General features: G+C 61.7%; 28 protein-coding genes. 9 read left to right on the forward strand and 19 right to left on the reverse strand.

Annotation, left to right across the window (positions count from 1 at the left end; genetic code table 11):
• Window positions 1–43 precede the first annotated feature (43 nt).
• From O4H53_RS01365 to glpD, 9 genes are all read right to left on the reverse strand, one after another.
• Window positions 44–1,198 (reverse strand): iron-containing alcohol dehydrogenase, encoded by a 1,155-nt coding sequence (locus tag O4H53_RS01365; RefSeq protein ID WP_269360767.1) that lies wholly within the window; start codon window positions 1,196–1,198, stop codon window positions 44–46.
• Complete coding sequence (glpK, locus tag O4H53_RS01370) at window positions 1,195–2,682, reverse strand: glycerol kinase GlpK (protein ID WP_269360769.1); 1,488 nt, start codon at window positions 2,680–2,682, stop codon at window positions 1,195–1,197. Before glpK ends, O4H53_RS01365 begins: the two co-directional genes overlap by 4 nt.
• A 75-nt stretch (window positions 2,683–2,757) precedes the next feature.
• Window positions 2,758–4,479, reverse strand: a complete 1,722-nt coding sequence (locus tag O4H53_RS01375) for an ABC transporter substrate-binding protein (protein WP_269360770.1) — start codon at window positions 4,477–4,479, stop codon at window positions 2,758–2,760.
• A gap of 78 nt (window positions 4,480–4,557) precedes the next feature.
• Window positions 4,558–4,830 carry a DUF2160 domain-containing protein gene (locus tag O4H53_RS01380; RefSeq protein WP_269360772.1) on the reverse strand — a complete coding sequence of 91 codons (273 nt, stop codon included), beginning with the start codon at window positions 4,828–4,830 and terminating at the stop codon, window positions 4,558–4,560.
• Between the two features lie 114 nt (window positions 4,831–4,944).
• Window positions 4,945–5,811, reverse strand: a complete 867-nt coding sequence (locus O4H53_RS01385; protein ID WP_269360774.1) for a carbohydrate ABC transporter permease — start codon at window positions 5,809–5,811, stop codon at window positions 4,945–4,947.
• A gap of 1 nt (window position 5,812) precedes the next feature.
• Window positions 5,813–6,682, reverse strand: coding sequence for a carbohydrate ABC transporter permease (locus tag O4H53_RS01390; protein ID WP_269360775.1), 870 nt, complete (start codon window positions 6,680–6,682; stop codon window positions 5,813–5,815).
• Between the two features lie 76 nt (window positions 6,683–6,758).
• A complete protein-coding gene (locus O4H53_RS01395) occupies window positions 6,759–7,835 on the reverse strand; it encodes an ABC transporter ATP-binding protein (protein ID WP_269360777.1) in 1,077 nt (358 codons plus the stop codon).
• A 10-nt stretch (window positions 7,836–7,845) separates the two neighbouring features.
• Window positions 7,846–8,934, reverse strand: coding sequence for an ABC transporter ATP-binding protein (locus O4H53_RS01400; protein ID WP_269360778.1), 1,089 nt, complete (start codon window positions 8,932–8,934; stop codon window positions 7,846–7,848).
• 11 nt (window positions 8,935–8,945) lie between these two features.
• The gene (gene glpD / locus O4H53_RS01405) at window positions 8,946–10,529 is read right to left on the reverse strand and encodes a glycerol-3-phosphate dehydrogenase (protein WP_269360779.1); all 1,584 of its coding nucleotides are present in this window, start codon (window positions 10,527–10,529) and stop codon (window positions 8,946–8,948) included.
• Window positions 10,530–10,781: 252 nt separating this feature from the next.
• Between glpD and O4H53_RS01410 the strand changes: the two genes are divergently transcribed.
• From O4H53_RS01410 to O4H53_RS01420, 3 genes are all read left to right on the forward strand, one after another.
• Window positions 10,782–11,540: a DeoR/GlpR family DNA-binding transcription regulator gene (locus tag O4H53_RS01410; protein ID WP_114276744.1), complete on the forward strand. Its 759-nt coding sequence runs from the start codon at window positions 10,782–10,784 to the stop codon at window positions 11,538–11,540.
• Between the two features lie 18 nt (window positions 11,541–11,558).
• On the forward strand, window positions 11,559–12,251 hold the full coding sequence (locus O4H53_RS01415; RefSeq protein ID WP_269360781.1) for an aspartate/glutamate racemase family protein: 693 nt from the start codon (window positions 11,559–11,561) through the stop codon (window positions 12,249–12,251).
• Window positions 12,252–12,315: 64 nt separating this feature from the next.
• Window positions 12,316–12,774 carry a MarR family winged helix-turn-helix transcriptional regulator gene (locus tag O4H53_RS01420; RefSeq protein ID WP_269360782.1) on the forward strand — a complete coding sequence of 153 codons (459 nt, stop codon included), beginning with the start codon at window positions 12,316–12,318 and terminating at the stop codon, window positions 12,772–12,774.
• Window positions 12,775–12,845: 71 nt separating this feature from the next.
• On the opposite strand, the gene O4H53_RS01425 is transcribed toward O4H53_RS01420, so the two are convergent.
• The 8 genes from O4H53_RS01425 to O4H53_RS01460 all read right to left on the reverse strand — a co-directional run bounded on the left by O4H53_RS01425 (window position 12,846) and on the right by O4H53_RS01460 (window position 18,957).
• Window positions 12,846–13,241: a RidA family protein gene (locus O4H53_RS01425; protein ID WP_114276740.1), complete on the reverse strand. Its 396-nt coding sequence runs from the start codon at window positions 13,239–13,241 to the stop codon at window positions 12,846–12,848.
• A complete protein-coding gene (locus O4H53_RS01430; RefSeq protein ID WP_114276739.1) occupies window positions 13,231–13,650 on the reverse strand; it encodes an acyl-CoA thioesterase in 420 nt (139 codons plus the stop codon). The genes O4H53_RS01425 and O4H53_RS01430 overlap by 11 nt, the downstream gene beginning before the upstream one ends.
• 3 nt (window positions 13,651–13,653) lie before the next feature.
• A complete protein-coding gene (locus O4H53_RS01435) occupies window positions 13,654–14,343 on the reverse strand; it encodes an ABC transporter ATP-binding protein (protein ID WP_269360785.1) in 690 nt (229 codons plus the stop codon).
• Entirely contained in the window at window positions 14,340–15,098 is a 759-nt protein-coding gene (locus O4H53_RS01440; RefSeq protein WP_269360786.1) for an ABC transporter ATP-binding protein, read from the reverse strand. The genes O4H53_RS01435 and O4H53_RS01440 overlap by 4 nt, the downstream gene beginning before the upstream one ends.
• Window positions 15,088–16,074, reverse strand: a complete 987-nt coding sequence (locus O4H53_RS01445) for a branched-chain amino acid ABC transporter permease (RefSeq protein ID WP_269360787.1) — start codon at window positions 16,072–16,074, stop codon at window positions 15,088–15,090. The genes O4H53_RS01440 and O4H53_RS01445 overlap by 11 nt, the downstream gene beginning before the upstream one ends.
• Window position 16,075: 1 nt before the next feature.
• Entirely contained in the window at window positions 16,076–16,993 is a 918-nt protein-coding gene (locus O4H53_RS01450; protein ID WP_269360789.1) for a branched-chain amino acid ABC transporter permease, read from the reverse strand.
• A 50-nt stretch (window positions 16,994–17,043) separates the two neighbouring features.
• Complete coding sequence (locus O4H53_RS01455) at window positions 17,044–18,198, reverse strand: ABC transporter substrate-binding protein (RefSeq protein ID WP_443069506.1); 1,155 nt, start codon at window positions 18,196–18,198, stop codon at window positions 17,044–17,046.
• A 303-nt stretch (window positions 18,199–18,501) separates the two neighbouring features.
• Window positions 18,502–18,957 (reverse strand): c-type cytochrome, encoded by a 456-nt coding sequence (locus O4H53_RS01460; RefSeq protein ID WP_269360794.1) that lies wholly within the window; start codon window positions 18,955–18,957, stop codon window positions 18,502–18,504.
• Between the two features lie 270 nt (window positions 18,958–19,227).
• Between O4H53_RS01460 and idi the strand changes: the two genes are divergently transcribed.
• Entirely contained in the window at window positions 19,228–19,752 is a 525-nt protein-coding gene (gene idi, locus O4H53_RS01465) for an isopentenyl-diphosphate Delta-isomerase (protein ID WP_269360796.1), read from the forward strand.
• A gap of 4 nt (window positions 19,753–19,756) precedes the next feature.
• On the opposite strand, the gene O4H53_RS01470 is transcribed toward idi, so the two are convergent.
• Entirely contained in the window at window positions 19,757–20,134 is a 378-nt protein-coding gene (locus O4H53_RS01470; protein ID WP_269360798.1) for a GFA family protein, read from the reverse strand.
• A 109-nt stretch (window positions 20,135–20,243) separates the two neighbouring features.
• Here O4H53_RS01470 and O4H53_RS01475 point away from each other — a divergent pair, with 109 nt between their 5' ends.
• The gene (locus tag O4H53_RS01475) at window positions 20,244–20,945 is read left to right on the forward strand and encodes a helix-turn-helix transcriptional regulator (RefSeq protein WP_269360800.1); all 702 of its coding nucleotides are present in this window, start codon (window positions 20,244–20,246) and stop codon (window positions 20,943–20,945) included.
• Between the two features lie 69 nt (window positions 20,946–21,014).
• On the opposite strand, the gene O4H53_RS01480 is transcribed toward O4H53_RS01475, so the two are convergent.
• The gene (locus tag O4H53_RS01480) at window positions 21,015–21,923 is read right to left on the reverse strand and encodes a LysR family transcriptional regulator (protein WP_269360802.1); all 909 of its coding nucleotides are present in this window, start codon (window positions 21,921–21,923) and stop codon (window positions 21,015–21,017) included.
• 92 nt (window positions 21,924–22,015) lie between these two features.
• Between O4H53_RS01480 and O4H53_RS01485 the strand changes: the two genes are divergently transcribed.
• Genes O4H53_RS01485 through O4H53_RS01500 form a run of 4 tightly spaced genes read left to right on the forward strand, consistent with a single transcriptional unit; the run spans window position 22,016 to window position 26,474 of the window.
• On the forward strand, window positions 22,016–22,978 hold the full coding sequence (locus O4H53_RS01485; protein ID WP_269360804.1) for a TAXI family TRAP transporter solute-binding subunit: 963 nt from the start codon (window positions 22,016–22,018) through the stop codon (window positions 22,976–22,978).
• 10 nt (window positions 22,979–22,988) lie between these two features.
• On the forward strand, window positions 22,989–24,848 hold the full coding sequence (locus O4H53_RS01490) for a TRAP transporter permease (RefSeq protein ID WP_269360806.1): 1,860 nt from the start codon (window positions 22,989–22,991) through the stop codon (window positions 24,846–24,848).
• Window positions 24,845–26,188 (forward strand): acyclic terpene utilization AtuA family protein, encoded by a 1,344-nt coding sequence (locus tag O4H53_RS01495; RefSeq protein ID WP_269360808.1) that lies wholly within the window; start codon window positions 24,845–24,847, stop codon window positions 26,186–26,188. Before O4H53_RS01490 ends, O4H53_RS01495 begins: the two co-directional genes overlap by 4 nt.
• Complete coding sequence (locus O4H53_RS01500) at window positions 26,175–26,474, forward strand: AtuA-related protein (RefSeq protein WP_269360810.1); 300 nt, start codon at window positions 26,175–26,177, stop codon at window positions 26,472–26,474. The genes O4H53_RS01495 and O4H53_RS01500 overlap by 14 nt, the downstream gene beginning before the upstream one ends.
• The last annotated feature ends 16 nt before the right edge of the window (window positions 26,475–26,490 follow it).

Raw genomic sequence — 26,490 nt, forward strand, 5'->3', positions numbered from 1 at the left:
GAATCCTGTTCCCACCTTCGGCGGATGCGTTCTCTCTGAAGCGTCAGAATGCCTCCTGCAGGATCGCTTCATAGGCCTGCACCGGGAGCGGCACCGCATTTTTCTGACTGGAAGAGGCTTTGCTGCCCAGTTCCGCCAAAGCTGCGATGCGATCCCGGGACAGCCCCATGTCTGACAATCTTGGCAACCCCTTCGCATTCACCCAGGCCTCAAAACCCGTCAGCGGGTCGGCGGCGCGTGTTTGGGCAAATGCATCTGAAACGGCCTGCAGGCAATAGGTGATCCTGTCCTGTATTTCCGGGGTTTCGCGGCTGTATTCAAGGTTCACGCGCAGCGTCGGGATCAGCAATCTGCCACAAAGCGCGCCATGCGGTGCGCCGAGTTGCGCACCCAGCACAGAGGCAAGCCCATGCGCCGCACCCAATCCAGAGTTGGCCAGCGCAAGCCCGCTGGACAGACTGGTCCAGCACATGTTTTCCCAGGCCCCGATGTCGGGGGTTTCGATAACCTGCCGCAGCGCGGCGAGGCCCAGTGGTATCGCAGGGCGGCACAATGCCATCGAAAAAGGCGTCGCGGCACAGGAGGTATAGCTTTCGATCACCTGTGTCACGGCGTCCAGCCCGGAGGCGAGCACGACACCCGCAGGGGCCGTTTGCGCCAGCAACGGGTCGATCACCGCGATATCGGGGATCAATGCGGCCCCCCTGATGCTGATCTTCGCGCCTTTGGCGGGCACGTCGATCACCGCATTGGCGGTCACTTCCGCCCCGGTGCCCGCTGTTGTTGGCAGGGCCAACAGGCGGATGTTCCGCCGGGCGGTCAAGGGCGGCAATGTTGCAAAATCCAATGGCAAGGTCAGGCCATGCTCAGCCAGTGCCGCCAGCGCCTTGCCCATGTCGATCACCGCGCCGCCGCCGCAGGCGATCACATGCGTCGGATCGTCCAGCTGTGCCAATGCCGCATTGACCGCATCAACAGAAGGTTCGCCGGGGCAACTGACAAGGGTGATATCGTGACCGGCCGCGCGCAGCGCCGCGAGGACACCTGCCGCGGCATGGCCGCTTGCCCCCTGGACAAAGAGGATACGCGCGAGCGCGTCAGGCAGCAGGCCGGGCAGCTCTGTGGCCTTGCCCGCGCCAAAATGCACCGACGTCGGACATGAAATGCCGAAATGCAGACGGGCCTCTGGCAAAGTCAATACGCCAGCGTAGAGTCCACGGCACGCTTCCAGCCGGCATATTTCCGGTCGCGGGTCCGGGCGTCCATTGCCGGTTGGAACTGCCGGTCCAGCGCCCATCCCCTGGCAAAGGCTTCCTGGTCCGGCAGCGCGCCCGCCTTCATCCCGGCCAGCCAGGCAACACCAAGGGCGGTGGTTTCCAGCACCTTGGGCCGGTCAACCGGGGCGTCGATGATGTCGGACAGGAACTGCATGGCCCAATCCGATGCGCTCATCCCGCCATCGACGCGCAACACCGGGTCGGCCCCTTGCCCGGTCCAGTCGGCATGCATCGCTTCCAGCAGGTCGCGGGTCTGGTAGCCGACGCTTTCCAAGGCGGCCTTGGCCAGTTCCTGCGGGCCTGAGTTTCGTGACAGCCCAAAGATTGCGCCCCGGCAGTCAGGGTTCCAATAAGGCGCGCCCAGCCCAGTAAAGGCGGGCACGAGCACGACTTCCTGTGTCGGGTCGGCAGCCTCGGCCAGCGGTTGGGTCTCTGACGCTTCGCGGATGATTTTCAGCCCGTCGCGCAGCCATTGCACCACGGCCCCCGCCACAAAAATCGACCCTTCCAGCGCATAGGTCGGCTTGCCATCCAGTTGATAGGCGATGGTGGTCAGCAAACGGTTTTGCGACCTTACCGGGGTATCGCCGGTGTTCAGCAAGGCAAAACATCCGGTCCCGTATGTGGATTTCAACATGCCCGGTTCAAAGCAGGCCTGCCCGATGGTCGCGGCCTGCTGGTCGCCTGCGACACCCAGAATGGGAATCGGGCGGCCAAAAAGATCGGCGCGGGTGGTGCCGAAATCGGCGGCACTGTCGCGCACATCCGGCATCATCGACATGGGAATGTCGAACAGGTCGCAGATGGTCTGGCTCCAGCGTCCCTTGCGAATGTCATAGAGCATGGTGCGCGCGGCGTTGGTGGCGTCGGTGGCATGCACCTCGCCGCCTGTCAGCTTCCAGATCAGATAGCAATCGACGGTTCCGAACAGCAGATCGCCCGCCTGTGCGGCGTCACGTGCGCCGTCGACATTGTCCAGGATCCACTTGACCTTGGTCGCGGAAAAATACGGGTCCAGCAGCAGGCCGGTGCGGTCGGCCACCATGTCGGCGTGCCCCGCATCGCGCAAAGATCTGCAGAAATCGGCGGTGCGGCGGTCTTGCCAGACGATGGCATTATGGACCGGCTTGCCGGTATTCTTGTCCCAGACGACGGTGGTTTCGCGCTGGTTGGTGATGCCGATGGAAATGATATCGCGGGCGTCGATGCCCGCGCGTTCGATCACGGCGCGGCAGGTGCCTGCGGTCGTGCTCCACAAATCGGAAGGATCATGTTCGACCCAGCCGGAGTTGGGAAATATCTGGCGAAACTCCTCTTGCGACATCGCCTTGAGGTTCAGGGTTTCGTCAAAAAGGATGGCACGGCTCGATGTGGTGCCTTGGTCGATCGACAGGATATATTTCATGGGGCGCACGCTCTGGATCAAAGGGCAAAACGGGGGGCCGTTCAAGGCCCCCCGCAGTTTCTTGCAAACCGGGTGTTATTCCCAGGATTTGATCAGCTCGTCATAAGCGACGGTTTTCGGCTCTTCGTCCTCGTTCGCCAGCTTGGGATAGGGCGCGCCGGGCTGTTCGAACCAGTATTCGGCACTTTCCTCCGGGTTCAGCTTCGGACCAAGGTCACCTTGCACACCCGCGCGCTCCAGACGCTCAAGCACTTTTTCCTGATCTGCGCAGAGCGCATCCAGAGCCTGCTGCGGTGTTTTCGCACCGGACATGGCGTCGCCGATGTTCTGCCACCACAGTTGGGCCAGCTTGGGGTAATCCGGCACGTTTGTACCAGTGGGCGACCACGCCACGCGGGCGGGTGAGCGGTAGAATTCCACCAGACCACCCAGACGCGGTGCGCGTTCGGTGAAATGGTCGCTGTCGATGGTCGATTCACGGATAAAGGTCAGACCCACATCCGATTTCTTCAAATCAACCGTTTTCGACACCACGAACTGTGCATAAAGCCATGCGGCCTGTGCGCGGTCCACGGGGGTCGATTTCATCAGCGTCCAGCTGCCTGCGTCCTGATAGCCGATCTTCTGGCCCTCTTTCCAATAGGCACCGTGGGGCGAAGGGGCCATGCGCCACTTGGGCGTGCCGTCTTCGTTCATCACCGGCAGGTCGGGTTTCACCGTGTCGGCGGTGAAGGCCGTGTACCAGAACATCTGCTGAGCGACGTTACCCTGAGCGGGGATCGGGCCCGCTTCGGAGAATGTCATACCGGCCGCAGCGGGCGGCGAGTATTTCTGCAGCCATTCGATCGCCTTGGTCACCGCATAGACGGCAGCAGGCGAGTTGGTGGCACCGCCACGGGTCACGCAGGACCCGGTCGGTTGCGACTGGTCGTTCACGCGAATGCCCCATTCGTCGACCGGCAGGCCATTGGGTTCGCCCACGTCGCCCATACCGGCCATGGACATCCAGGCATCGGTGTAACGCCAGCCCAGGCTGGGGTCTTTCTTGCCATAATCCATGTTGCCGTAAACTTCGCCGTTCACATCCATGTGCGACAGATCACGACCGGTGAAGAACTCGGCAATGTCCTCATAGGCCGACCAGTTGACCGGAACACCCAGATCATAGCCGTATTTCTCTTTGAAGTCGGCCTTGTTCTTTTCGTCGTTGAACCAGTCATAGCGGAACCAATAGAGGTTCGCGAATTGCTGGGTCGGAAGCTGGTACAGCTTGCCATCGGGACCGGTGGTGAAGGAGGTGCCGATGAAATCGTCCAGATCCAGCGTCGGCAGGGTCACGTCCGCGCCCTCACCTGCCATCCAGTCGGTCAGGTTGCGCACCTGCTGATAGCGCCAGTGGGTGCCGATCAGGTCAGAGTCGTTGATATAGGCATCATAGATGTTCTCGCCCGACTGCATCTGTGTTTGCAGCTTTTCGACAACATCGCCTTCGCCGATCAGGTCATGAGTGACCTTGATGCCGGTGATCGCAGTGAACGCGGGGGCCAGTACCTGGCTTTCATATTCATGCGTGGTAATGGTTTCGGAGACGACCTTGATCTCCATGCCTTGATAGGGTGCTGCAGCATCGACAAAGAACTGCATTTCAGCTTCCTGATCGGCGCGGCTGAGCACCGATGTATCGCCGATTTCGGCATCCAGAAACGCCTTGGCGGCATCCATGTCGGCAAATGCCGGGCCGCTGAGCATTCCAAGTGCCAGCACAACGGCTGTACTTGATTTCAGATTAAGTTTCATCGTTTCCTCCCTAATTTTCGAAACGTTATGTAATCGTATGCAGCCGGATGACATCCGGCCGCGGTGGAACCACATTGCCTAGACCCAGCGAAACACCGCCACGGCATAGACAAGGCAGACAATCAGGGCATACGGCTGGTTCGCCCCGACAATTCCAAGCCACGCCAGATTGATGAAGGCGCTGCCCAGAAGTGTGATGAAAAGACGATCGCCGCGCGTCGTCTCCATGCCCAGAACGCCACGGCGTGGCGTTTCGGGAAATTTGATCGCCAGAAAGGTGAAAGTGATCAGGGTGCAGGCAATGACGATAAAGAAGATCGCCGTCGGCCAGGTCCATGCCATCCAGTCCATGTCAGCGTGCTCCTGTCTTTGCGGTTGTATCTGTGGGTGTGATGCAGGCACTGATGCACGAGGTCCACGGGTCAGACCCGAAGATCACGGGGTATTTGTTAACCATTGGTTGCATCACACCCTCCCGAGGGCAAAGCCCTTGGCGATGTAGTTGCGCACGAAATAGATGACCAATGCCCCCGGCACGACGGTCAGGATGCCCGCTGCTGCCAGCACGCCCCAGTCGATGCCGCTGGCGCCCTGGGTCCGGGTCATGATCGCGGCAATGGGTTTCGCGTCCACCGTGGTCAGCGTGCGGCTCAGCAGCAGTTCGACCCAGGAGAACATGAAGCAGAAGAAGGCCGCCACCCCGATGCCACTGGCGATCAGGGGCATGAAAATCTTGATGAAGAACCGTCCAAAGCCGTAGCCGTCGATATAGGCGGTTTCGTCAATCTCCTTGGGCACGCCGCGCATGAAGCCTTCCAGGATCCAGACCGCCAGCGGCACGTTGAACAGGCAATGCGCCAGTGCCACGGCGATATGGGTGTCAAACAGGCCCACAGATGAATACAGCTGGAAGAACGGCAGCGCGAAAACGGCGGGCGGCGCCATGCGGTTGGTCAGCAGCCAAAAGAACAGGTGCTTGTCGCCCATGAAACTGTAGCGGCTGAAGGCATAGGCCGCAGGCAGCGCCACGGTCAGGCTGATCACGGTGTTCATCACCACGTAGATCAGCGAATTGACGTAGCCCATGTACCATGCGGGATCGGTCAGGATCGTCGCATAATTGTCAAACGTCAGGTTGCGCGGCCACAGGGTAAAGCTGTTCAGGATCTCCGTGTTCGTCTTCAGGCTCATGTTCAGCAGCCAGTAGATCGGCAACAGCAGGAACAGCAGATAAAGCGCCATGACCACGGCCGAACCGTTGATGCGCGGCCGACGGCGTTTTGCAGATGCGCTGCCGGTCATGTCGGCGGGGATGGTTGCGGTATCGGTCATCTTATCCCTCCTTCGCGTCGATGGTGGTCATCACTGTGTAGAACACCCAGGAGATCAGCAGGATCACCAGGAAATACATCAGCGAGAATGCCGCGGCGGGGCCAAGGTCGAACTGTCCCAGCGCCATCTTGACCAGGTCGATTGACAGCAGCGTCGTGGCGTTGCCGGGTCCACCGCCGGTGACCACGAACGGTTCGGTGTAGATCATGAAACTGTCCATGAACCGCAGCAGGATGGCGATCATCAGCACGCCCGCCATCTTGGGCAGTTCGATGAACCGGAAGACGGCCCAACGGCTGGCCTGGTCGATCTTGGCGGCCTGATAATAGGCATCGGGGATCGATTTCAGCCCGGCAAAGGCCAGCAGCGCCACCAGAGAGGTCCAGTGCCACACATCCATCACCACGATGGTCGCCCAGGCGGCGAAGGTATCCTGCGTATAGTTGTAGGAAATCCCCAGCGCGTCGAGCGTATGGCCCAGCAGACCAATGTCCACCCGCCCGAAGATCTGCCAGATGGTGCCGACCACGTTCCACGGGATCAGCAGCGGCAGTGACATCAGCACAAGGCAGAAGCTGGACCAGAACCCGCTTTTCGGCATGTTCAGCGCCACGAAGATGCCCAGCGGCACCTCAATCGCCAGAATGATGCCTGAGAACATCAATTGCCGTCCCAATGCCGTCCACATGCGGTCGGAATCGAGCATCTCCTCGAACCATTCGAGACCTGCCCAGAAGAACTGGTTCTGCCCGAAGGTGTCCTGCACCGAATAGTTCACCACCGTCATCAGCGGGATCACGGCGGAAAAGGCGACCAGCAGCAACACCGGCAGCACCAGGAACCATGCTTTTTGGTTGACTGTCTTGTTCATCAGGCGGCCCTCTCATCTATTTTCTGCCCTTGGCAGGCGCGTCCGGCCCGGCATGCTGTGTGGCGGATGTGCTTTGTCATGCCGCCGCCCCCTGTTGACGCCAGTCGTTCACATAGACGTTCACATGATCCGGGGCGAAGGTGATGTGGTTCATGTCAGGCGAAATCTCTTGTCCTTCCGGGGACACGATATTGATTTCCTTGCCAAAAAGATCGGCGCGCACGATTTTGTGGCGGCCCACGTCTTCGACCCGGCGCACCTTTACCGGCAGGCCATCGCCTTTTGTCAGGCTGACGAACTCGGGCCGCACACCCAGGGCGACATTGCCTGTCGGCGCGCCATAGTTCTGCTGCAGGGTCAGCGCGGTGCCATTGACCACCGCCTGCGTGCCGGAGATTTCGGCAGGGATCACGTTCATCCCCGGCGAACCGATGAAATAGCCGACAAAGGTATGCTCGGGCCGCTCAAACAGCTCTTGCGGGGTGCCGATCTGCACCACGCGGCCGTCGTACATGACCACCACCTTGTCGGCAAAGGTCAGCGCCTCGGTCTGGTCGTGGGTCACATAGATCATCGTGTGGCCGAATTCATGGTGCAGCGATTTCAGCTGCGTGCGCAATTCCCACTTCATATGCGGGTCGATCACCGTCAGCGGCTCGTCGAACAGCAGCGCGTTCACATCCTCGCGCACCATGCCGCGGCCCAGTGAAATCTTTTGCTTGGCGTCAGCGGTCAACCCCCGCGCACGGCGGTTCAGCACGTCTTCCATGCCGATCATCTGGGCGATCTTCTGGACCCGTTCCGCGATATAGCCGGGTTCCTCGCCCCGGTTGCGCAATGGAAAGGCCAGATTGTCGCGCACCGTCATCGTGTCGTAGACTACCGGAAACTGGAACACCTGCGCGATGTTGCGCGCGGCGGTGGTGGCCTGTGTGACGTCCTTGTCATCAAACAGGATGCGCCCCTGACTGGGGTGCAGCAGGCCAGAGATGATGTTGAGCAGCGTGGATTTGCCACAGCCCGAAGACCCCAGCAGGGCATAGGCCTCGCCGTCGGTCCAGACGTGATTCAGCTCCTTCAGGGCAAAGTCATCCTCACCCGTCGGATTGGACAGATAGGAATGTGCGAGGTTGTCGAGGGTGATCTTGGCCATGTCCCGCTCCTCAGGCTGCCAGCGCGTAGGACGCTGGTGCCACCAGGTCGCCCGTTACGCTGAAGATGTAGATGTGACGTGGGTCCAGATAGACGGGCAGCGCGCTGCCCAGCTTCAGATCATGCACGCCGTGAATAAGGCCGACCCATTTGCGGTCAGCATAATCGAGGTGGACGAAGGTTTCGGACCCGGTCAGTTCGGTGACGGAAAGGCGGGTGTCGAACGTAACGGCGCCTTCTGCAGGCTGCGCGATTTCGACGTGGTTGGGCCGGAAACCTGCAATGTAGATGCCATCGGGAAGGTCTGCCAAGGGACCTGTCGCCGAGGCAGTGTGCCCCTGCCCGAAGGTCAGCGTGCCACCCTGTTTGGTGATATCGAGGAAATTCATCGGAGGATCGCTGAACACCCGCGCAGTGGTGGCATCGACCGGCTGGCGATAGACCGTGGGGGTCGGGCCGAACTGGGTCACGCGCCCCTCCCACATGGTGGCGGTATTGCCGCCCAGCAGCAGCGCCTCTTCCGGTTCGGTGGTGGCATAGACGAAGACCGCGCCGGATTCCTCGAAGATCTTGGGGATCTCCACGCGCAGTTCCTCGCGCAGCTTGTAGTCGAGATTGGCCAGCGGTTCGTCCAGCAGGACGAGGCCCGCGTTCTTGACCAGCGCCCGCGCCAGGGCGCAGCGCTGCTGCTGCCCGCCGGACAGTTCCAGCGGCTTGCGGTCCAGCATCGGTTCCAGCTGCATCAGCGCGGCGGCCTGTTTCACGGCCACGTCGATCTCTGCCTTTGACTTGCCCATCAGCCGCAGCGGCGAGGCGATATTGTCATAGACGGTCATCGACGGGTAATTGATGAACTGCTGATAAACCATGGCGACCTTTCGGTCCTGCACCCGCATCCCGGTCACATCGGTGCCGTCCCAGAACACCTGGCCGCCGGTTGGCACATCCAGCCCCGCCATCAGCCGCATCAGCGACGTCTTGCCCGACGAGGTCGGACCAAGAAGCACGTTCATCGTGCCCGCCTCAAGTGTCAGGTTGGTCGGGTGAATATGTGTCTCACCATTGACCACCTTGGACACGTTTTTGAATTCCAGCGCCATCTTTCCCCCAGTTACTCCGCGGCCTTTGAAACGGGATGATCCGACGCCCTGGCGATCCACCCGTCAAGTGCCTTGATTTCCGCTGCTGTCATCCGCAGACCCAGCTTGCTGCGCCGCCAGACCACGTCTTCGGCACGCTGCACGTATTCATTGTCCATCAGCCAGCGCACTTCGCGCTCGGTCAATCCCGCCCCGAACTGCTGCCCCAGATCGGCGGGGACAGTGGCATCGCCAAGGACCATACGGGCCTGGGTGCCATAGGCGCGCACCAGACGGCGGGCCCATTTCGGGTCAAGAAAGCTGTAGTCGCGCATCAGCCCGTCCATCAGCGGCAACACCCCGTCGACCGGGAAATCGCCGCCCGGCAGGGCCACACCGGCGGTCCATGGTCCCTTGACGTGCAGAACCTCGCCAACCTTTTCCAGCGCGCTTTCAGCCAGCCGCCGATAGGTCGTGATCTTGCCGCCAAAGACGTTTACCGCAGGGGCGCCCCGGCTTTGATCCAGATGGATGGTATAATCGCGGGTCGCCGCCGTCGCGCTGCTGGCCCCGTCGTCATAGAGCGGGCGCACACCGGAATAGGTCCAGACGATGTCATCGGTCGAAATCGGGTTGGCCAGATATTCGTTCACGAAATCAACCAGATAGCGCTGTTCTTCCGGGGTGCATTCCGGCTTCACGTCCGGGTCGTGATGTTCCTGATCCGTGGTGCCGATCAGGGTAAAGTCGGTCTCATAGGGAATGGCAAAGATGATCCGCCCGTCCATCCCCTGAAAGAAATAGCATTTGTCGTGATCGAACAGCCGCTTGGTCACGATATGGCTGCCGCGCACCAGCCGCACCCCACCTGTCTGGTTGCTTTTGATCGTGCCCCGCAACACGTCGCCAACCCAGGGGCCTGCCGCGTTCACGATCATCCGCGCGGTGACAGTGATGTCCTGCCCGGTGTTGGTATCCTGTATCGTCACGGTCCAGCCGTCGCCGGAAGGGTCCGCGCTGACGACCTTGTGACGCGGCAGGATACGTGCGCCGCGCATCTCCGCATCGCGGGCATTCAGCACCACAAGGCGCGAATCCTCGACCCAGCAATCCGAATACTCATATGCATGTTCGAACTTGGCATTCAGCGGCGCGCCTTCGGGACTGTTGCGCAGATCGACGCTGCTGGTCCCCGGCAGGATCTTCCGACCGCCAAGGTTGTCATACATGAACAGCCCCAGCCGGATCAGCCAGGCGGGCCTGCGCCCTTTCATCCAGGGCATGAAGGTGTTCAGCAGTTTCGATGTCGGTGTGGTCGTGTCGAACCGCATGGAATCGTGGTAGGGCAGCACAAACCGCATGGGCCAGGAAATATGCGGCATCGCCCGCAACAGCGTTTCCCGCTCCACCAGGGCCTCGCGCACAAGGCGCACCTCGAAATATTCCAGATACCGCAAGCCGCCGTGAAACAGCTTGGTGGAGGAGGCCGAAGTGGCCGACCCGATGTCGTTCATCTCGGCCAGACAAACGGACAGCCCCCTGCCCGCCGCATCGCGCGCAATTCCGCAGCCGTTGATGCCCCCGCCGATAACCAGCAGGTCGAAATCGGGCGTCATGGTGTCCTCCCCCCAGCGATAGAATGCTCGCTTTCGGAGAAGGTGACAAAAAACGCATCAAAAAGGAAGAGAAAAATGTTCGTTATTGCGCGTTTTCGATAGTAAATTGAAAAATATCAACTATTTTCGCTGACATGAGGGATGAGGCCCCTTTGACCGAAGGCGGACAGGCGCGAATATCCCCGTGAAAAGCGTGACTGAGCCGGATCAAACGGTGTAGCAAGGTCGTATTCTTTCGATTCGAGGGGTAGAATGAGTCAAACCTTGCGCAAACCGGAGATCATCCAGATCGCCCGCCGTGAGGGGAAGGTCACGGTCGACGGGCTGGCGGAACATTTCAGTGTAACGCCGCAGACCATCCGCCGCGATCTGACCGAACTTGCCGACGATGGCAGGCTTGAGCGTGTCCATGGCGGCGCGGTCCTTCCCTCGACCACCACCAACATCGGCTACAGCGAGCGGCGCGAGCTGAATCAGGCCGCCAAGGTCGACATCGGCAGTGCCTGCGCAAAGTTCATTCCCAATGATTGCTCCGTCTTCCTGAACATCGGCACCACCACAGAGGCTGTTGCGGCAGAACTGCTGCACCATGAGGGGCTGCTGGTCGTGACCAACAACATCAACATCGCGATGATCCTGTCGCAGAACCACAACGTCGAAGTGATCGTCACCGGCGGCCACCTGCGCCGGTCGGACGGCGGGCTGGTCGGTGACCTTGCCACCCAGACGATCCGGCAATTCCGGTTCGATTACGCGGTGATCGGCTGTTCCGCGCTGCGCCACGACGGCGAAATCCTGGACTTCGACGTGCAGGAGGTCGGCGTCAGCAAAACCATCATCCAACAGTCGCAAGAGGTCTTCCTGGCCGCCGACAGTTCGAAGTTCGGGCGCAAGGCACCTGCGCGGATTGCCTCCATGGCCGATGTGGACCGGTTTATCACCGACCGGCCCCTCTCCGAGCAATGCCGGTTGTTCTGCGAAAAAGCGGGCACCAAGGTTCATTATGCCTGACCGCCACCGCGGCTCTTCATGAGCGGCTTTATCGGGATCCTGATGCTGGACACGGCCTTTCCCCGCGTTGTCGGGGATGCGGGCAATGCTGACAGCTATCCCTTCCCGGTGCGGCTGCATGTGGTTGCCGGCGCCGGATCTCCCGACATCGTGCGGGGCCGCGCACCAGACCCGGCGCTGATCGCTGCCTTTGTTGCCGCCGCCCGCGCGCTGGAAGCCGAAGGCGCCCTTGGCATCATTTCGACCTGCGGATTCCTGGTGCATATCCAGGACGCACTGGCAGCGGCGGTGGAGATTCCGGTGATGGTCTCGACGCTGTCACTTTATCCTGCCCTGCGGCTGTCCTTTGGCACGAAGCCCATCGGCATCCTGACCGCCTCGCGGGACAGTTTGCTGGGCGGCGCACTGCAATCGGCGGGGGTTGATCCCGGCGCGGTACATGTTGCGGGCATGCAGGACTGCGCTGCCTTTGCCGGTGCCATCCTGAGCCACAAATCCGATCAGCCGGATGTGCTGGACAGCCGTGCAATCGCGCGCCATTGCACCGATCTGGCCCGGGGCATGGTGGCGCAGCACCCCGGGCTGGGCTGCTTTCTGCTGGAATGCGGAAACCTGCCGCCCTATGCTGCCGCGATCCGGCGGGCCACGGGGCGGCCGGTCTATGGTATTCTGGATGCCGCCGCGCTGTTGTGGCGCGGTGCGCAAGGTTGAAAGCCGCAGCGCCGAAAGGTAGCCTTGCAAGGCACCCCTTGTGCGGCAACCGAAGGAATTCGCAATGCGCGACACCACTTTGTCCCGCAGACGTCTGCGCACCTGGATCAGGTTGCTGCGTCTGACCCGGCAGACCGAAAACAGCCTGCGCGAATATATGCGTGTCAGCCATGGCACCACCCTGCCCCGGTTTGACGTGATGGCCGCACTCTACCGCGCCGATGCACCCATCAAGATGAGCGCGCTCAGCCAGATGTTGCTGGTCTCCAACGGCAATGCCTCTACCGTGGTGGACCGGCTGGAAAAGGACGGTCTGGTGGTCCGCATCGCCGCTGCAAGCGACAGGCGTGTGGTCAATGTCAGCCTGTCCGACAAGGGCCGCAAGCAGTTCGAGGTTCTGGCCGCAGGACATGAGGCGCTGGTCGACCGGATCTTTGCCAGACTGGGGCATGACGACCTGGACCTGATCCGCGACCTTTTGCACCGCGCCGATGCCGCTGCCGCTGCCGCACCGGAAAGCTGATTTACCCCAGACATGAACAACAGTGGTACGGTTAGGCTCTGGCCTCAGCGCGTTCTGCCAGACAACAGATGCTACGGCAGCACCGCCGTTGCTTCGATCTCAACCAGCGCCTCATCCTCGATCAATCCGGCGACAACGACCATCGCCATGGCCGGAAAGTTGCGGCCCAGGACCCTGCGATAGGCTTCGCCCATCTCGCGTTGCTTCGCCAGGTATTCGCGCTTGTCGGTGATGTACCAGGTCAGGCGCACCAGATCCTCCGGCTTGCCGCCTGCGGCCTCAAGCACCGCCCGGATGTTAAGCAGGGCCTGTTCGGTCTGCCCGATGAAATCGTGACTTTCGAACTTCTGCTCGGCGGTCCAGCCGATCTGGCCACCGATATAGATCTGCTGTCCGGCCGCTTTCACACCATTGGCATAGCCTTTGGCGGGGGCCCATCCTTCCGGCTGAATAACCTCATTTGCCATCTGGCGTCTCCTTCTTGATAAATCTGTCCAGCCGGGTGCGGATTGCATCCGTCCATGGGGCGGGCCGGCCTTTGTCGTCGATGAAGACAACTGTCGAGCTCGCCGTGAAACGTGGCGCGCCTTCGCAGCGCGCGTCATAAGCCAAACCGAGGCTGCTCCGCCCCAGTCGCGTGATGGTCAAAGCGATCTCCAGCTGATCGCCCAATCGGCTGGGGGCCTGGAACTGCGCTTCTATCCCTGCCGTGGGAATACCGCATTTCTGCTGCATCCCGGAAAAGGGCAGCAAGGCGACCTTTTCAAAGAAATCTTCGACCGTGTCGTTCATCATCTCGAAATAGCGGGGGTAAAAGACGATCCCCGCCGGATCGCAATGCCTGAACTTGACCTTCTGGTGATACACAAACGGCATGGCTCAGACCCCCAGGTACTGATCTTTGACGGGGCCGGACAGATCGTCCATGCCACCGGTCCAGACAGATTTGCCGCGTTCCAGGATCACCACCCGATCGGCGATCCGGCGCAATTCGCTGATTGTCTTGTCCACCACGAGGATCGACAGGCCCGCGTCGCCCTTGAGCGTGGCGATGGCGGCCCAGATCTCCTGCCGCACCACGGGGGCCAGCCCCTCGGTCGCCTCGTCCAGGATCAGCAGGCGCGGGTTTGTCATCAGCGCGCGGCCAATCGCCAGCATCTGCTGTTCGCCCCCCGAAAGCGATCCCGCCAACTGGTCGCCGCGTTCTTCCAGCCGGGGAAACAGCCCATGCACACGGGCAAAATCCCAGGCGCCGGGCCGGGCCGAGGCATGAAGGTTCTCGCGCACGGTCAGATTGGTGAAACACCGGCGTCCTTCGGGAACCAGGCCCAGGCCCAGCTTGGCCGCACGATGCGCGGGCATCCCGGCCAGGTTCTGGCCTGCGAACTGCACCTCTCCATGGGTGTTTTGCAACAGGCGGCAGATCACCTTGATCGTGGTCGACTTGCCCATGCCGTTGCGGCCCATCAGCGCCACGACCTCGCCCTCGGCCACATTCAGGTCCACCCCGAACAGGGCCTGCGACGCACCATAGCTGGCGGTGATCCCGTTGAGCGAAAGCAGGTTCATGCCGCGTCCTCCTCGCCCAGATAGGCGGTTTTGACATCCGCGTTGCTGCGGATTTCGTCAACGTTGCCGGTCGCGATGATCTTGCCATAGACCAGCACGCTGATCCGGTCGGCGAGGGCAAAGACCGCGTCCATGTCATGTTCTACCAGCAGGATCGGGGCCTGATGTTTCAGGTCCTGCAGAAACCCGGTCAGCTCGCGCGAGCCTTCGGCCCCCATGCCGGCCATCGGTTCATCCATCAAAAAGGCCTTTGGGGCCAGTGTCAGGGCAACTGCGACTTCAAGCTGCCGTCGCTGGCCGTGGGACAATTCCGACGTGATCGTGCTGGCATGGTCGGTCAGGCCAACACGCTCCAGCGCCGCTGCAGCACTGTCCAGCAATGCGCGGTCCTTCATCGCCGGGCGGAAGAAACCAAAGGTGCGCCCGCTTTGCCCGATCGCCCCCAGCACGGCGTTTTCCATGACGGTATATTCCATCGCCAGGGCCGAAATCTGGAACGTCCGCGCCAGACCCGCATGGGCCCGCTGCGCCACTGACAGCGCGCTTACATCGCGCCCCATGAAATGCACCGCACCCCGGTCGGGCTTCAGCCCGCCCGCAATCTGCTTGATCAGGGTCGATTTTCCCGCCCCGTTCGGCCCGATCAGCGCATGAATCTCGCCCGCCCGCAGGTCCAGCGAAATGCCGTCGCTGGCCTTGAGCGCGCCAAAGCTCTTGTGCAGGTCGCGCACATCCAGGATCACCTCACCCGGCATGGCGCACCTCCCGGCGGGACAATCCGCCAACCAGCCCGCCCTTGGCAAAGAGCACCACAAACAGCAGGATCGCACCCAGATAGATGTGCCAGTATTCCGACAGCCCCCCCAACACATGTTCCAGCAGGATATAGACCGCCGCACCCGCCACCGGGCCGCACAGCCGCGCAACACCGCCAAGGATGATGAAGACCATGATCTCGCCTGACGTCTGCCAACTGAACATGGTCGGGCTGACGAAACGGTTCAGATCGGCAAAGAGCGCCCCGGCCAGCCCGGTGATCGCACCGGAGATGACAAAGGCGGTCAGCCGCAACCGGTAGACATTGATGCCCACGGTGCGCGCGCGTTCTTCATTCTGGTGGGCACCGTTCAGGGCCAGACCAAAGGGCGATTTGTTCAGCAGGTTGACGGCAAAAAGCACGATCAGCAGAACGGCGAAACACAGGCCGAAGAACTGGATCGGGTCCAGCGTGTTCAAGCCGGGAAATCCGTTGCGCACATAGATCGAGAGCCCGTCCTCACCGCCGTAGGCCGGCCAGGAGATTGCGAAGTAATAGAGCATCTGGCCAAAGGCGAGCGTCACCATGATGAAATAGACCCCCGAGGTCCGCAGCGACAATGCGCCGACCAGCAGGGCCACCAATGCGCTGGCGACTATCGCCACCAGCCAGATCACCAGCATGGATTTGGTTCCTTCGATCAGGAACGGTGCCTCCATCAGCGGTGTATAGCTTTGCGCGTGGCTGGCGAGGATGCCCATGGCATAGCCGCCCACCCCGAAATAGGCGGCATGGCCAAAGCTGACCAGCCCGCCCTGCCCCAGGGCAAGGTTCAGCCCCACGCCCGCCACCGCAAGCACGGCGGCCTTGGTTGCCAATGTGATGATAAAGGGCTCATCCATCGCCAGCGCCACCAGTGGCACCGCCAGCAACAGGCCGAGGATCAGCAGATTGATCATACGTTCCGGCAACATGTCAGGCGCTCCCGAACAGGCCGGTGGGTTTGAACAGCAAGACCCCCGCCATGAGAATGTAAATCAGCATCGACGCCAGCGCCGAGCCGACGGTGGTCGCGGCAGAAGGATCCATGAAACTGGCGAGAAGGACGGGCAGCAGCGTGCGCCCCAGCGTATCGGTCAGCCCGACCAGAATTGCACCGGCCAGCGCCCCCTTGATCGACCCGATGCCGCCAATCACGATGACCACGAAGGCCAGGATCAACACCGGCTCGCCCATGCCGACCTCGACCGACTGGATCGCGCCGACCAGCGCACCGGACAGGCCGGCCAGCGCCGCCCCCAGGGCAAAGACCATTGTATAGAGAACCGAAATATCGACCCCCAGCGCGCCGATCATCTCGCGGTCGTTTTCACCGGCGCGGATGCGCATGCCGACACGGGTCTTGGAGATCAGCAGGAACAGGCCCACAGCCACCGCCAGCCCGATCAGGATGATCGCAAGGCGGTACTTGGAATACAGGATGCCTCCCGGCAGGGTCACCGTGCCGGACAGGAAAGCAGGCGTGTCCAGAAACAGCGGGAAAGAGCCGAAAACCCAGCGCGTCGCCTCTGAAAAGATGAGGATCAGGGCAAAGGTTGCCAGCACCTGATCCAGGTGGTCGCGTGCGTAAAGCCTGCGGATCACGGTAAGTTCGATCAACGCGCCAAACAGCGCCGCCGAGGTCAGGGCGGCAATCAGACCCAACACAAAGGATCCTGTGGCGGCGGCCCCGGCCGCAGCAGCAAAGGCGCCGATCATGTAAAGCGATCCATGCGCCAGGTTGATCAGCCCCATGACGCCAAAGATCAGCGTCAGGCCGGCAGCCATCAGGAACAGCATCACTCCGAACTGCAGGCCGTTCAGGATTTGCTCTATCAGCAGAATTATCGACATGCTTGCCCCGGAACCAATGGGCGGCCCGATACGGGCCGCCGGTAATTGCCTTAGTCGCTCAGGCCGCAATCGGCCGCATAGACATCCTGGTGATCGGTCAGGATCGTCGAGATGATCTTGTTGGTGTAAACGTCACCTTCCTTGATCACTTCGCGCACATAGATGTCCTGGATCGGATGCTGGTTGTTGCCGAACCTGAACTTGCCACGCACCGAATTGAAATCAGCCGCCTTCAGCGCTGCCCGGAACGCATCCCGGTCCGCGATGTCCGCCTGCCCCGCCGCCGCAAGGATCAGGTTTGCGGTGTCAAAGGCCTGCGCCGCATAAAGCGTCGGCAAACGGTCGTAGGTTTCCTGAAACGTCTCTACAAAGGCCTTGTTGGTGGGATTGTCGATGTCCTTGTTCCACTGCGAGGTGTTGTGGATGCCAAGGGCCGCATCGCCGACCGCCTGCAGGATTCCCTGATCAAAGCTGAAGGATGGCCCGATCACCGGCAGTTCGATCCCGCTGTCGGCATATTGCTTGAGGAACGAAATCCCCATGCCGCCCGGCAGGAAGAAAAAGATGCTGTCGGCGCCCGAGGCGCGGATCTGCGCAATCTCGGCGGCATAGTCTGTCTGGCCAAGCTTGGTGTAAAGCTCACCTGCCAATTCGCCTTCATAGAGACGCTTGAAGCCTGTCAGTGAATCCTGCCCGGCCGGATAGTTCGGGGCAAGGATGAAGGCGTTGGTGTACCCGGAAGCAGTGGCATGCGCGCCTGCCGCCTCGTGCATGTTGTCGTTCTGGTAGGACACGGCAAAATAGTCCTTGTTGCAGCCCTTGCCCGCCAGCTGCGCCGGGGCGGCATTGGTCGAGATATAGAACTTGCCCTGCGCGTTCGCGGCGGGTGCCACGGCCATCGCCAGGTTGGACCATACGATACCGGTCAGGATGTCCACCTTGTCGGACTGAATCATCTTGTCGGCAACCTGCACGGCCACATCCGGCTTGCGCTGGTCGTCTTCCACCACAACTTCGACGGCGTCATTGGCTGCCTGGTCGATGGCCAGCATGAACCCGTCGCGGGTATCGACACCCAAAGCGGCGCCGCCGCCGGTCAGGGTGGTGATCAGTCCGATCTTTACTTTTCCTGAATGCGCATCTGCCAGCGCGGCGTTGCCAAAGGTCATCGCCAGTGCAGCAGCGGCAAGGGCTGTGAATTTCATTGTCATCATAATCTCCCAATTGGACCGGCGCATTTTTGCGCTCGACTGAGCTTGTAAAAGTTCTGCGCCACAAGCAAGCGACCGCATGACTCCCTTTTGGCTCAGACTCCAAGTTAGCGGTCGGGCAAATTTACTTCAAGCAAAAATATTTTGAGCTTGAAATTAATTACCGTAAAACAGCCGCCCCACCCCATGGTCAGGGTCATGCGTTGAAACCGTCTCTAATCGGGATCGCCATCCGTCAAACGTGAATTGGCGGCACTGCCTTTGCAGCACCGCCAATTTTCAGCCTCCTGCGGCAGATCAGTTCGACGCTTCAACCTCCGGTCCGACGGACACCAGATAGGCCCAGACATTGCGCGCGTCTTCTTCCTTGCGCAGTTTGAGCGACATTTTGGTCCGCGCCTTGCGGTCATCAAGATAGTTTTGCAGGAACGCGCGCGGGTCCTGCACATAGGCAATGAAATCCTGCTCGTTCCACGCCAGCCCGGCCTCACCGGCTTCGATCATCGAACTGCCGTACTTGCTGGCAAAATCTTCATCTGCACCGGCAACGCGGGTGTAGATCCCATAAAGGTTCGGTCCCGTCCGGCCCCCTTTGACAATCGTGTCGCCACCGGCATCGACAATTGAATGACATGCCTTGCACTTGGCAAAGACTTTCTCGCCCGCAGCGGCATCACCCGTTGCGTGACTGTCAGCAAAAGCAGGACCAGCGGCCAGCGCAACACCAAGCACGGCTGTCTTTACAATATTCATGACGAACTCCTGTTCATATGCTTCACCCGCTACCCTAGTGCATCTTCCAAGGCAGCGAATGCAACCTTGCAAAGCCAGGGCATCGGCCGAACGCAGACGCAGTTTACCCTCAACCATATGAATAACATGACATTTCATGAGGCTGACAGTGATCCACTGCGTTCATATGTCGCCCTCCAATGCATCCGGAATCGACAGGATAAAAGGGCGCCTCGGGGAGTAGATCGAAGACCTTGCACAGCCGACAGGTTTGGTGGCAGGAAGGGCCGCATGACGCCTACCGATATCATGATCCCCGCCTGGATCGACGGCACGCTGACGCCCGTCGAAAAACTGGCAGCGCACCAGCGCGGGCTGCGCCACCTGGCGGTTTCGGTCTTTGTCATGCGGGCCGGAAAGATACTGATCCAGCAGCGGGCGCTTGGCAAATATCATACGCCGGGGCTCTGGGCGAACACCTGCTGCACACATCCCGAATGGGGCGAGGCGGCGCAGGCCTGCGCCAACCGCCGCCTGGATGAGGAACTGGGCATCACGGGGCTCGACCTGGACCATCGCGGGCAGGTCGAATACCGCGCCGAGGTGGGCAACGGATTGATCGAACATGAACTGGTCGAGGTCTTCCTTGCCGAGGCCCCCGCCGATCTGCCCCTTGCCCCGAACCCCGCCGAGGTGATGGCGACCCGCTGGATCACCCCCGCCGCGCTGGCGGCAGAGATCGCGGCAACGCCCGCCCTCTTCACGCCCTGGCTGCGCATCTACCTGGAACAGCACAGCAGCCTGATCTTCGACTGAGGCGCTATCCCGCGCCCATCTGCTCTGAGGGTGCCCAGGCGGGCGCGTCGGAGGTGAATTCATGATAGCTGATCCGCAGACCCGGATCACCGTCCAGACATTGCGCGTTGATCGGAAAAGCCTCGTCCGGTGACAAGGGCTCGCCCAGTGACGTGCCGCAACCCTTGCAGAAGGACCGCATATAGGTGCTGCCCGGTGGGGGTGCGATGGTCTCGATCATGTCGCGGCCCTGCGCCAGCCTGAACTGGTCCCGCCCGACAAAAACCACCGTCGATGTGCCCAGCTTGCGGCAGCGCGAGCAGTGACAGCTGCCCATGCTCTTTGGCGTTCCCGCGATGACAAATGCCACTGCACCACAAAGGCAGCTTCCCTTGATTTCCATGATCCGTTCCATTTCCTGGTTGAGTATGGCGCGGATATATCTGCACCATGCTGACAGCGTGGTGGCAGCATCATGTCACCATGATACCAGCAGTCCGAAGGAGACCCAGATGCGACGCGGTGACCGATTGTTCGAGATCATCGAAATCCTGCGCCGCGCCCGTGGCCCGATCCCTGCAAGCCGCATCGCCGCCGAGCTGGAGGTCTCACAGCGCACGGTCTACCGCGACATTGCCGCCCTGATGGCGCAGCGCGTTCCGATCCTGGGTGAGGCAGGTGTGGGTTATATCCTTGAAAGCGGATTCCACATGCCGCCACTGATGCTGAAAGCGGCAGAGATCGAAGCCGCCGTTCTGGGCGCACAATGGGTGAAAACCCGCGGAGAGCCGGAACTGGCCCGCGCCGCCGAGGCCCTGCTCGCCCGGTTGGAAGCGGTTGCGCCCCCTGCCACGCAGTCCCTGTTCTATCAGCCGGCAACCAGCGTGGCACCCGTGGCCTCGCCGACAGAGAGGTTGGAGGCCTCTGCAATCCGTCGGGCCATCCGCGAGCGATCAAAGATCAGGCTGACCTATGTGGATGAAAGCGGCATCAGGACCGACCGCATCATCTGGCCGATCCTTCTGGGATATCGGGACGCAGGCCGGATCATCGCAGCCTGGTGCGAGCTTCGGCAATCCTTTCGCTACTTCCGTACCGAACGGATCGAAAGCGCCGAGGTGCTGGAGGACAGGATTCTGCGCCGCATGGACCATCTGCGCAGCGATTGGAAAGCCGCGATGGACACGGAACGCGCCCGCTTCGAGGCTCTGTAAGGCCCTTTAGAGACGAATTCAGGCGCCGAGACTGGTCTGTAGTCAGAGCCCCGGCATCCGCTTGTTCGATTACTTACCAGCCGGAATATTGCGCCGCACATGGGCCAGGAAGGCTGACGCTGTGGGTGACAGCGACCTTCCGGGCTGGTGCACAAGTCCGATCCGCCGCCTGGCCCCGAAATCGGAAATCCCTCGCCGCACCAGCCGCTCCATCGGCAGGACCGGCAGCGTCAGGGTGGGCAGCAATATGATACCGAGGTTCACCGCCACCAACGCCCCCGCAGTGGCAAGGTGGGCCACTTCGAACCGTGGCGACACCACCTTGTCGATGCGCTGGCAGGCGCCGTCGAACAATTCGCGCACGCTGGTGCCGCGTTCCATGGCGATCAGCGGCATTTCTACCAATTCCGCCATGTCATAGATGCGATCCTGTTCCAGCGGCCCGCCCGGTGCGCCGACAGCCACAAATGTATCGTCCATCAGGGGATGAAACGTCAGCCGCATCCGCGCCGATACGGTGCCCGCCGTGAACCCGATGTCCGCGCGCCCGGTCTCTATCGCCTCAACCACGCTGCCGGAGAGCGCGTCAATGATACGCAGGTCGATGTCCGGATGCGCCCGGGAGAAACTGGCGAGCAGATCCGGCAAGAGGCCCGCAGTCACCGATGGCAACCCCGCGATGGTCAGCCGCCCGTTGCTGGCGGACAGATGCGCATCGAATTCGGCCATCACATCCGTTGATGTGTTGACCATCCGCTCTGCCAGTTTGGCAAAGGCCAGCCCGGAGGTGGTGGGCGTGACATTGCGTGTGTCGCGGTCAAACAGACGCGCGCCCAGCCGGGCCTCCAGCGCGGCGATCTGCCGGGATAGCGCAGAGGCCGACATGCCCAGAACTTCGGAGGCCGCGCGAAACGTCCCGCTTTCACTGACGACAAGGGCGGCCTGGAAATCCGCGAGAGAGGGAGTGTTGCGTTTCATGCATCAATTATCAACAATATCTCACTTTTCACAATAGACCACTTGAGGCACCTTTCAGCAGCGCGCCATGCGGTGCAAAATGGGAGGAAACCATGAAACATTTCGTTCACGCCCTTTTGGGTGCAACCATGCTTGCCGGACCATTGTCCGCACAAAACACCGACCTGCTGATCGGATCGACCTCGGCCTCGTCCAGCCACTATGGCTATTTTGTTGCCGTGGGCCAGCTGATCAATGAAAACGCCGAGGGCCTGCGTGCATCGGTGGTCGAGACGGGTGCCACGATGGACAACATCCGGCGGATGGAGCGGGGGCAGGTCGATCTTGGGCTGGTCACCACAAACGTCGCCCAGCACGCTGTCGCAGGCAGCAATGAATTCGAAGGCAAGCAGCAGGACCTGATGCTGCTCTGGGTCTATACCGGCGCGCCGCAGAACGTGATCATGCGGGCGGATGCTGGTGTCGCGGATCTGTCCGGCCTTGCCGGTGTGCGCTTCAATCCGGGCATCAAGGGGTCGGCAACTGAATCCACCACCGAAGCTGTTTTCAACACCCTGGGGCTGACGGCGGATTACGTGCGCGGTTCGACAACGGATGTGGTCGACATGATCAAGGACAACCGGGTCGCGGGATATGTGAAATCCGGGTCGGGCAACAAACTGGACGGATCGACGATGGACATCGCCACATCGACCGAGATTGCCATTCTGGGCCTGACGCCGGAGCAGTCGGACAAGCTCAGGGCCGAGATGCCCGATATCTCCGTCGTCGATATCCCCGAGGGTGCGGCAGATGGCGTGCCCGCCTATACGACCTGGAGCTTTGGCGTCGGCGTTGCAGCGCCTTCCTCGATGGACGAGGAAACCGCCTATCAGATCGTCAAATCCGTGATGGAGGATACCGAAGCGCAGGCCAATGCGATGGCCAGCCTGAAGGGCGAGAGCCTGGCCGACATCACGCTGCAGTTCGGAACGATCCCGCTGCACCCCGGTGCCGCGCGCTGGTTCAAAGAGCAGGGCATCGACCTGCCCGCCAAGCTGAAACCGGCAGAGTAAGGCGCTTTCCATGACACTCCAGCGTGTGCAGCGGGGTCTGGCGATCTTTGTCGGTCTCTTCGTCCTCTACACAGCGGCAACCGGCCCTTTCGAGGGACTGATCCAGAGGGCCCTGTTCCTCGCGCTGGTGACCTGTCTGGGCTTTGCGCTGTTTCCGCTGGGTGCCGGGAAATCCTGGCGTCCGGCGGTGCTTGCCGTCGATCTCGCGCTTTGTGCGGTATCGGTGGCGGCCTGTGCCTATGTCGTGGTGAACTACGACACGATCATGACGACCCTTCCCTGGGCCACGGCCCTGGACAAGGCGCTGACCGTCGGTCTGGTACTGGCCGTGCTGGAGCTGGGCCGGCGCACCGTCGGGATCATCTTTCCGATCCTGGTGCTGCTTGGGCTGGGCTATGCACTGTTCGGGAACCACCTGCCGGGGCCGCTGCGCCATCGCGGTTTCGATACGGCCTTTGTGACAGAGACGATATTTCTGGGTGATCTGGGCATCTGGGGCATGCTGACGGGTGTCGCCGCGACGGTGATCGCGGCCTTCGTCCTTTTTGGCGCGCTGCTGCTGCACACGGGCGGCGGGCAGGCGTTCATGGATCTGGCCATGCGGTTGGGCGGTCGCCAGCCCGGCGGTGCCGCCAAGATTGCGACCATCGCCAGCGGCTTGTTCGGGATGATCTCCGGCTCTGCCGTGGCCAATGTGGCGACCACCGGCAACTTCACCATTCCGATGATGATCCGCCTCGGCTATCCACGCCCCTTCGCGGCAGCGGTCGAGGCTGTTGCCTCCACCGGCGGACAGATCGCACCGCCGATCATGGGCGCCGCGGCCTTTGTCATGGCCGAAATCCTTGGCGTGCCCTATTTGACCATCATCGTCGCCGCGATCCTGCCCGCAGTGCTGTTCTATCTGTCGGTCTTCATGACCGTGCATTTCGTGGCGCTGCGGCGGGGGCTGGCCATCGTGCCGGAGGATGAAATGCCCGCATGGGGGAGCATCCTTGCCCCGCGCCGCGTGCTGCCGATCCTCTGTGCGCTTGGCGGGCTTGGCATCGGCATCTGGATGGGGCGTTCGATCTCGACCTCCGCGTTTTACGGCATCATCGGACTGCTGATCGCCTTTTTCGGGACGGAAACCGGGCGGCTCAGCCTGCGCGAGATGGCGGGCAAACTGCTGAACGGGCTGGAAGACGCGGGCAAGGGACTTGTCATCATCGGCGTCTTGCTGGCCGGTGCGCAGGTACTGGTGTCGATGATCAACCTGACCGGGATCGGGGTCACCCTGTCGTCACTGATTGTCAGCATGGCCGGAGATTCCATGGTGCTGGTCGCGCTGATCGTGGGCTTGGTCTGCCTGATCATGGGCATGGGGCTGCCCACGACCGCCGCTTACGTCCTGGTCGCCGCAGTGCTGGCACCGGCGATGACGGCGGTGGGGGTGGACCCGCTGGCGGCACATCTCTTTGTGTTCTATTTCGCGACCATATCCGTCATTACACCGCCCGTTTGTGTCGCGGTCTTTGTCGGCGCGGGGATCGCCGGGACCAACTGGCTGCCCGCAGCGGGAGAGGCTGTCAGGCTGGGTGCCGTCACCTATATCGTGCCCTTCCTGCTGCTGCTTTATCCCGGGATGCTGCTGGGTGGCAGCGCGCTGGACATCCTCGAAGCCGTGGCTGCCGGGCTGGTATTGGTGCTTGCGGTCCCGGCCCTGCTGTCAGGGGCCAGGCTTTACGGCCGCAAGCCGGTCGATGTCGCGATCTACGCCGTGGTCATCGCACTGGCGATCTATCCGCAGCCGGTGACACCATTCCTGGCGCTTGCGATCCTTGTCGCGGCACATTTCACGGGCCGCGTCCAACGGAGGGCGCTGGCATGAGTGTCTTGCGCATCGGGGCGGGTGCCGGTTTTCAGGGTGACCGCATCGCACCTGCCATCGCGCTGGCCGAACGGGGACAGCTGGATTACCTGGTGTTCGAATGTCTGGGGGAACGTACCATCGCCCTTGCCCAACAGGCCCGCAGCCTCGATCCGTCACAGGGCTACGATCCCTTGCTTGAGCGGCGCATGCGGGCGGTGCTGCCCGCCTGTGTGCGGAGCGGCACGCGGATTGTCACGAACATGGGGGCAGCGAACCCGCGCGCTGCCGCCGAAAAAACCCGGGCCGTCGCGCGGGAGCTTGGGTTGACCGGGCTCAAGGTCGCAGCCGTGACAGGCGACGACGTGGTGGACCGGATCGGGGATTTCATTCTGGATGAAACCGGCACAACCGCGTCAGCGCTTGGCGACCGGCTGGTCTCGGCCAATGCCTATATCGGTATCGACGGCCTTGTCGCCGCGTTGAACGCGGGCGCCGATGTGGTCATTTGCGGGCGCGCCTCTGACCCTTCGCTGTTTCTGGCCCCCCTGGTCCACGAATTCGGCTGGGCCCGCGACGACTGGACCCGCCTGGGCCGTGGCATCCTTGTCGGGCATCTGCTGGAATGCGCGGCACAGATCACCGGCGGCTATTTTGCCGACCCCGGAGTGAAAGAGGTGCCTGATCTGGCAAATATCGGGCATCCGCTGGCCGAGGTGGACTGTGACGGCAATGCCGTCATCACCAAGCTGGACGGCAGCGGGGGCTGCGTCAGCCGGGCGACCTGCATCGAACAGTTGCTTTACGAAATCCACGATCCCGCGCGTTATCTGCAACCCGATGTGGTTGCGGATTTCTCAGGCGTGCAGTTCAGGGAGATCGGCGCGGACCGTGTCGCCGTGACCGGCGCATCCGGCACCCCCGCCACCGGGTTGCTGAAAGTTTCCGTCGGATACCGCGATGGCTGGCTCGGCGAAGGCCAGATCAGCTATGCCGGGGCAAATTGCCTGGCACGGGGACAACTTGCCATCGACCTGGTGCGGGACCGGTTGGCGCATATCTCCGGCGCACTGCTGGAACAGCGTGGCGAACTGATCGGCGTGAACTCAGTCCTCCCAACAACTTCTGCCAGCGCCTGCCCCGCCGAAGTACGCATGCGCTATGCCGCACGCTGCCCTGATGCACAGACCGCCCGCGCTGTCGGGGAGGAAGTGGAAGGGCTTTACCTTGCCGGTCCGGCGGGCGGAGGTGGTGTGACCAAGGGCATACGCGAGGTGCTTGCCATCGCCTCGACCCTGATGCCTGCAGACCGTGTTGCCGTGACCTTTGAAATGCAAGAGGTACAGCATGAGACTGCATGACATCGCCCACGCCCGGACCGGCGACAAGGGCGACATCTCCAACATATCGGTCATTGCCTATGACGCGGCGCATTGGCCCCTGATCCGGGATGCCGTGACGCCGGAACGGGTTGCGGCGCATTTCGGGACTTTCGATGCGAGGGATGTCACCCGTTACGACCTGCCACAGCTGCAGGCCCTCAACTTCGTGATCCGGGGTGCCCTGACCGGCGGTGTCACACGCTCGCTCGCGCTTGACGCCCATGGCAAATGCCTGGCCTCCGTCCTGCTGGAGATGCCGGTTTGAAAGACAGCCTTCGCTG

Source organism: Sulfitobacter sp. G21635-S1, assembly GCF_027213915.1.
In the GTDB taxonomy this organism is placed as follows: domain Bacteria; phylum Pseudomonadota; class Alphaproteobacteria; order Rhodobacterales; family Rhodobacteraceae; genus Sulfitobacter.

Excerpts from the sequence above, each read along its gene's own strand:
- glpK (WP_269360769.1), bottom strand. The coding sequence starts at position 2,682 with ATGAAATATATCCTGTCGATCGACCAAGGCACCACATCGAGCCGTGCC.
- O4H53_RS01375 (WP_269360770.1), bottom strand. The coding sequence starts at position 4,479 with ATGAAACTTAATCTGAAATCAAGTACAGCCGTTGTGCTGGCACTTGGA.
- O4H53_RS01380 (WP_269360772.1), bottom strand. The coding sequence starts at position 4,830 with ATGGACTGGATGGCATGGACCTGGCCGACGGCGATCTTCTTTATCGTC.
- O4H53_RS01385 (WP_269360774.1), bottom strand. The coding sequence starts at position 5,811 with ATGACCGATACCGCAACCATCCCCGCCGACATGACCGGCAGCGCATCT.
- O4H53_RS01390 (WP_269360775.1), bottom strand. The coding sequence starts at position 6,682 with ATGAACAAGACAGTCAACCAAAAAGCATGGTTCCTGGTGCTGCCGGTG.
- O4H53_RS01395 (WP_269360777.1), bottom strand. The coding sequence starts at position 7,835 with ATGGCCAAGATCACCCTCGACAACCTCGCACATTCCTATCTGTCCAAT.
- O4H53_RS01400 (WP_269360778.1), bottom strand. The coding sequence starts at position 8,934 with ATGGCGCTGGAATTCAAAAACGTGTCCAAGGTGGTCAATGGTGAGACA.
- glpD (WP_269360779.1), bottom strand. The coding sequence starts at position 10,529 with ATGACGCCCGATTTCGACCTGCTGGTTATCGGCGGGGGCATCAACGGC.
- O4H53_RS01410 (WP_114276744.1), top strand. The coding sequence starts at position 10,782 with ATGAGTCAAACCTTGCGCAAACCGGAGATCATCCAGATCGCCCGCCGT.
- O4H53_RS01415 (WP_269360781.1), top strand. The coding sequence starts at position 11,559 with ATGAGCGGCTTTATCGGGATCCTGATGCTGGACACGGCCTTTCCCCGC.
- O4H53_RS01420 (WP_269360782.1), top strand. The coding sequence starts at position 12,316 with ATGCGCGACACCACTTTGTCCCGCAGACGTCTGCGCACCTGGATCAGG.
- O4H53_RS01425 (WP_114276740.1), bottom strand. The coding sequence starts at position 13,241 with ATGGCAAATGAGGTTATTCAGCCGGAAGGATGGGCCCCCGCCAAAGGC.
- O4H53_RS01430 (WP_114276739.1), bottom strand. The coding sequence starts at position 13,650 with ATGCCGTTTGTGTATCACCAGAAGGTCAAGTTCAGGCATTGCGATCCG.
- O4H53_RS01435 (WP_269360785.1), bottom strand. The coding sequence starts at position 14,343 with ATGAACCTGCTTTCGCTCAACGGGATCACCGCCAGCTATGGTGCGTCG.
- O4H53_RS01440 (WP_269360786.1), bottom strand. The coding sequence starts at position 15,098 with ATGCCGGGTGAGGTGATCCTGGATGTGCGCGACCTGCACAAGAGCTTT.
- O4H53_RS01445 (WP_269360787.1), bottom strand. The coding sequence starts at position 16,074 with ATGTTGCCGGAACGTATGATCAATCTGCTGATCCTCGGCCTGTTGCTG.
- O4H53_RS01450 (WP_269360789.1), bottom strand. The coding sequence starts at position 16,993 with ATGTCGATAATTCTGCTGATAGAGCAAATCCTGAACGGCCTGCAGTTC.
- O4H53_RS01455 (WP_443069506.1), bottom strand. The coding sequence starts at position 18,198 with ATGAAATTCACAGCCCTTGCCGCTGCTGCACTGGCGATGACCTTTGGC.
- O4H53_RS01460 (WP_269360794.1), bottom strand. The coding sequence starts at position 18,957 with ATGAATATTGTAAAGACAGCCGTGCTTGGTGTTGCGCTGGCCGCTGGT.
- idi (WP_269360796.1), top strand. The coding sequence starts at position 19,228 with ATGACGCCTACCGATATCATGATCCCCGCCTGGATCGACGGCACGCTG.
- O4H53_RS01470 (WP_269360798.1), bottom strand. The coding sequence starts at position 20,134 with ATGGAAATCAAGGGAAGCTGCCTTTGTGGTGCAGTGGCATTTGTCATC.
- O4H53_RS01475 (WP_269360800.1), top strand. The coding sequence starts at position 20,244 with ATGCGACGCGGTGACCGATTGTTCGAGATCATCGAAATCCTGCGCCGC.
- O4H53_RS01480 (WP_269360802.1), bottom strand. The coding sequence starts at position 21,923 with ATGAAACGCAACACTCCCTCTCTCGCGGATTTCCAGGCCGCCCTTGTC.
- O4H53_RS01485 (WP_269360804.1), top strand. The coding sequence starts at position 22,016 with ATGAAACATTTCGTTCACGCCCTTTTGGGTGCAACCATGCTTGCCGGA.
- O4H53_RS01490 (WP_269360806.1), top strand. The coding sequence starts at position 22,989 with ATGACACTCCAGCGTGTGCAGCGGGGTCTGGCGATCTTTGTCGGTCTC.
- O4H53_RS01495 (WP_269360808.1), top strand. The coding sequence starts at position 24,845 with ATGAGTGTCTTGCGCATCGGGGCGGGTGCCGGTTTTCAGGGTGACCGC.
- O4H53_RS01500 (WP_269360810.1), top strand. The coding sequence starts at position 26,175 with ATGAGACTGCATGACATCGCCCACGCCCGGACCGGCGACAAGGGCGAC.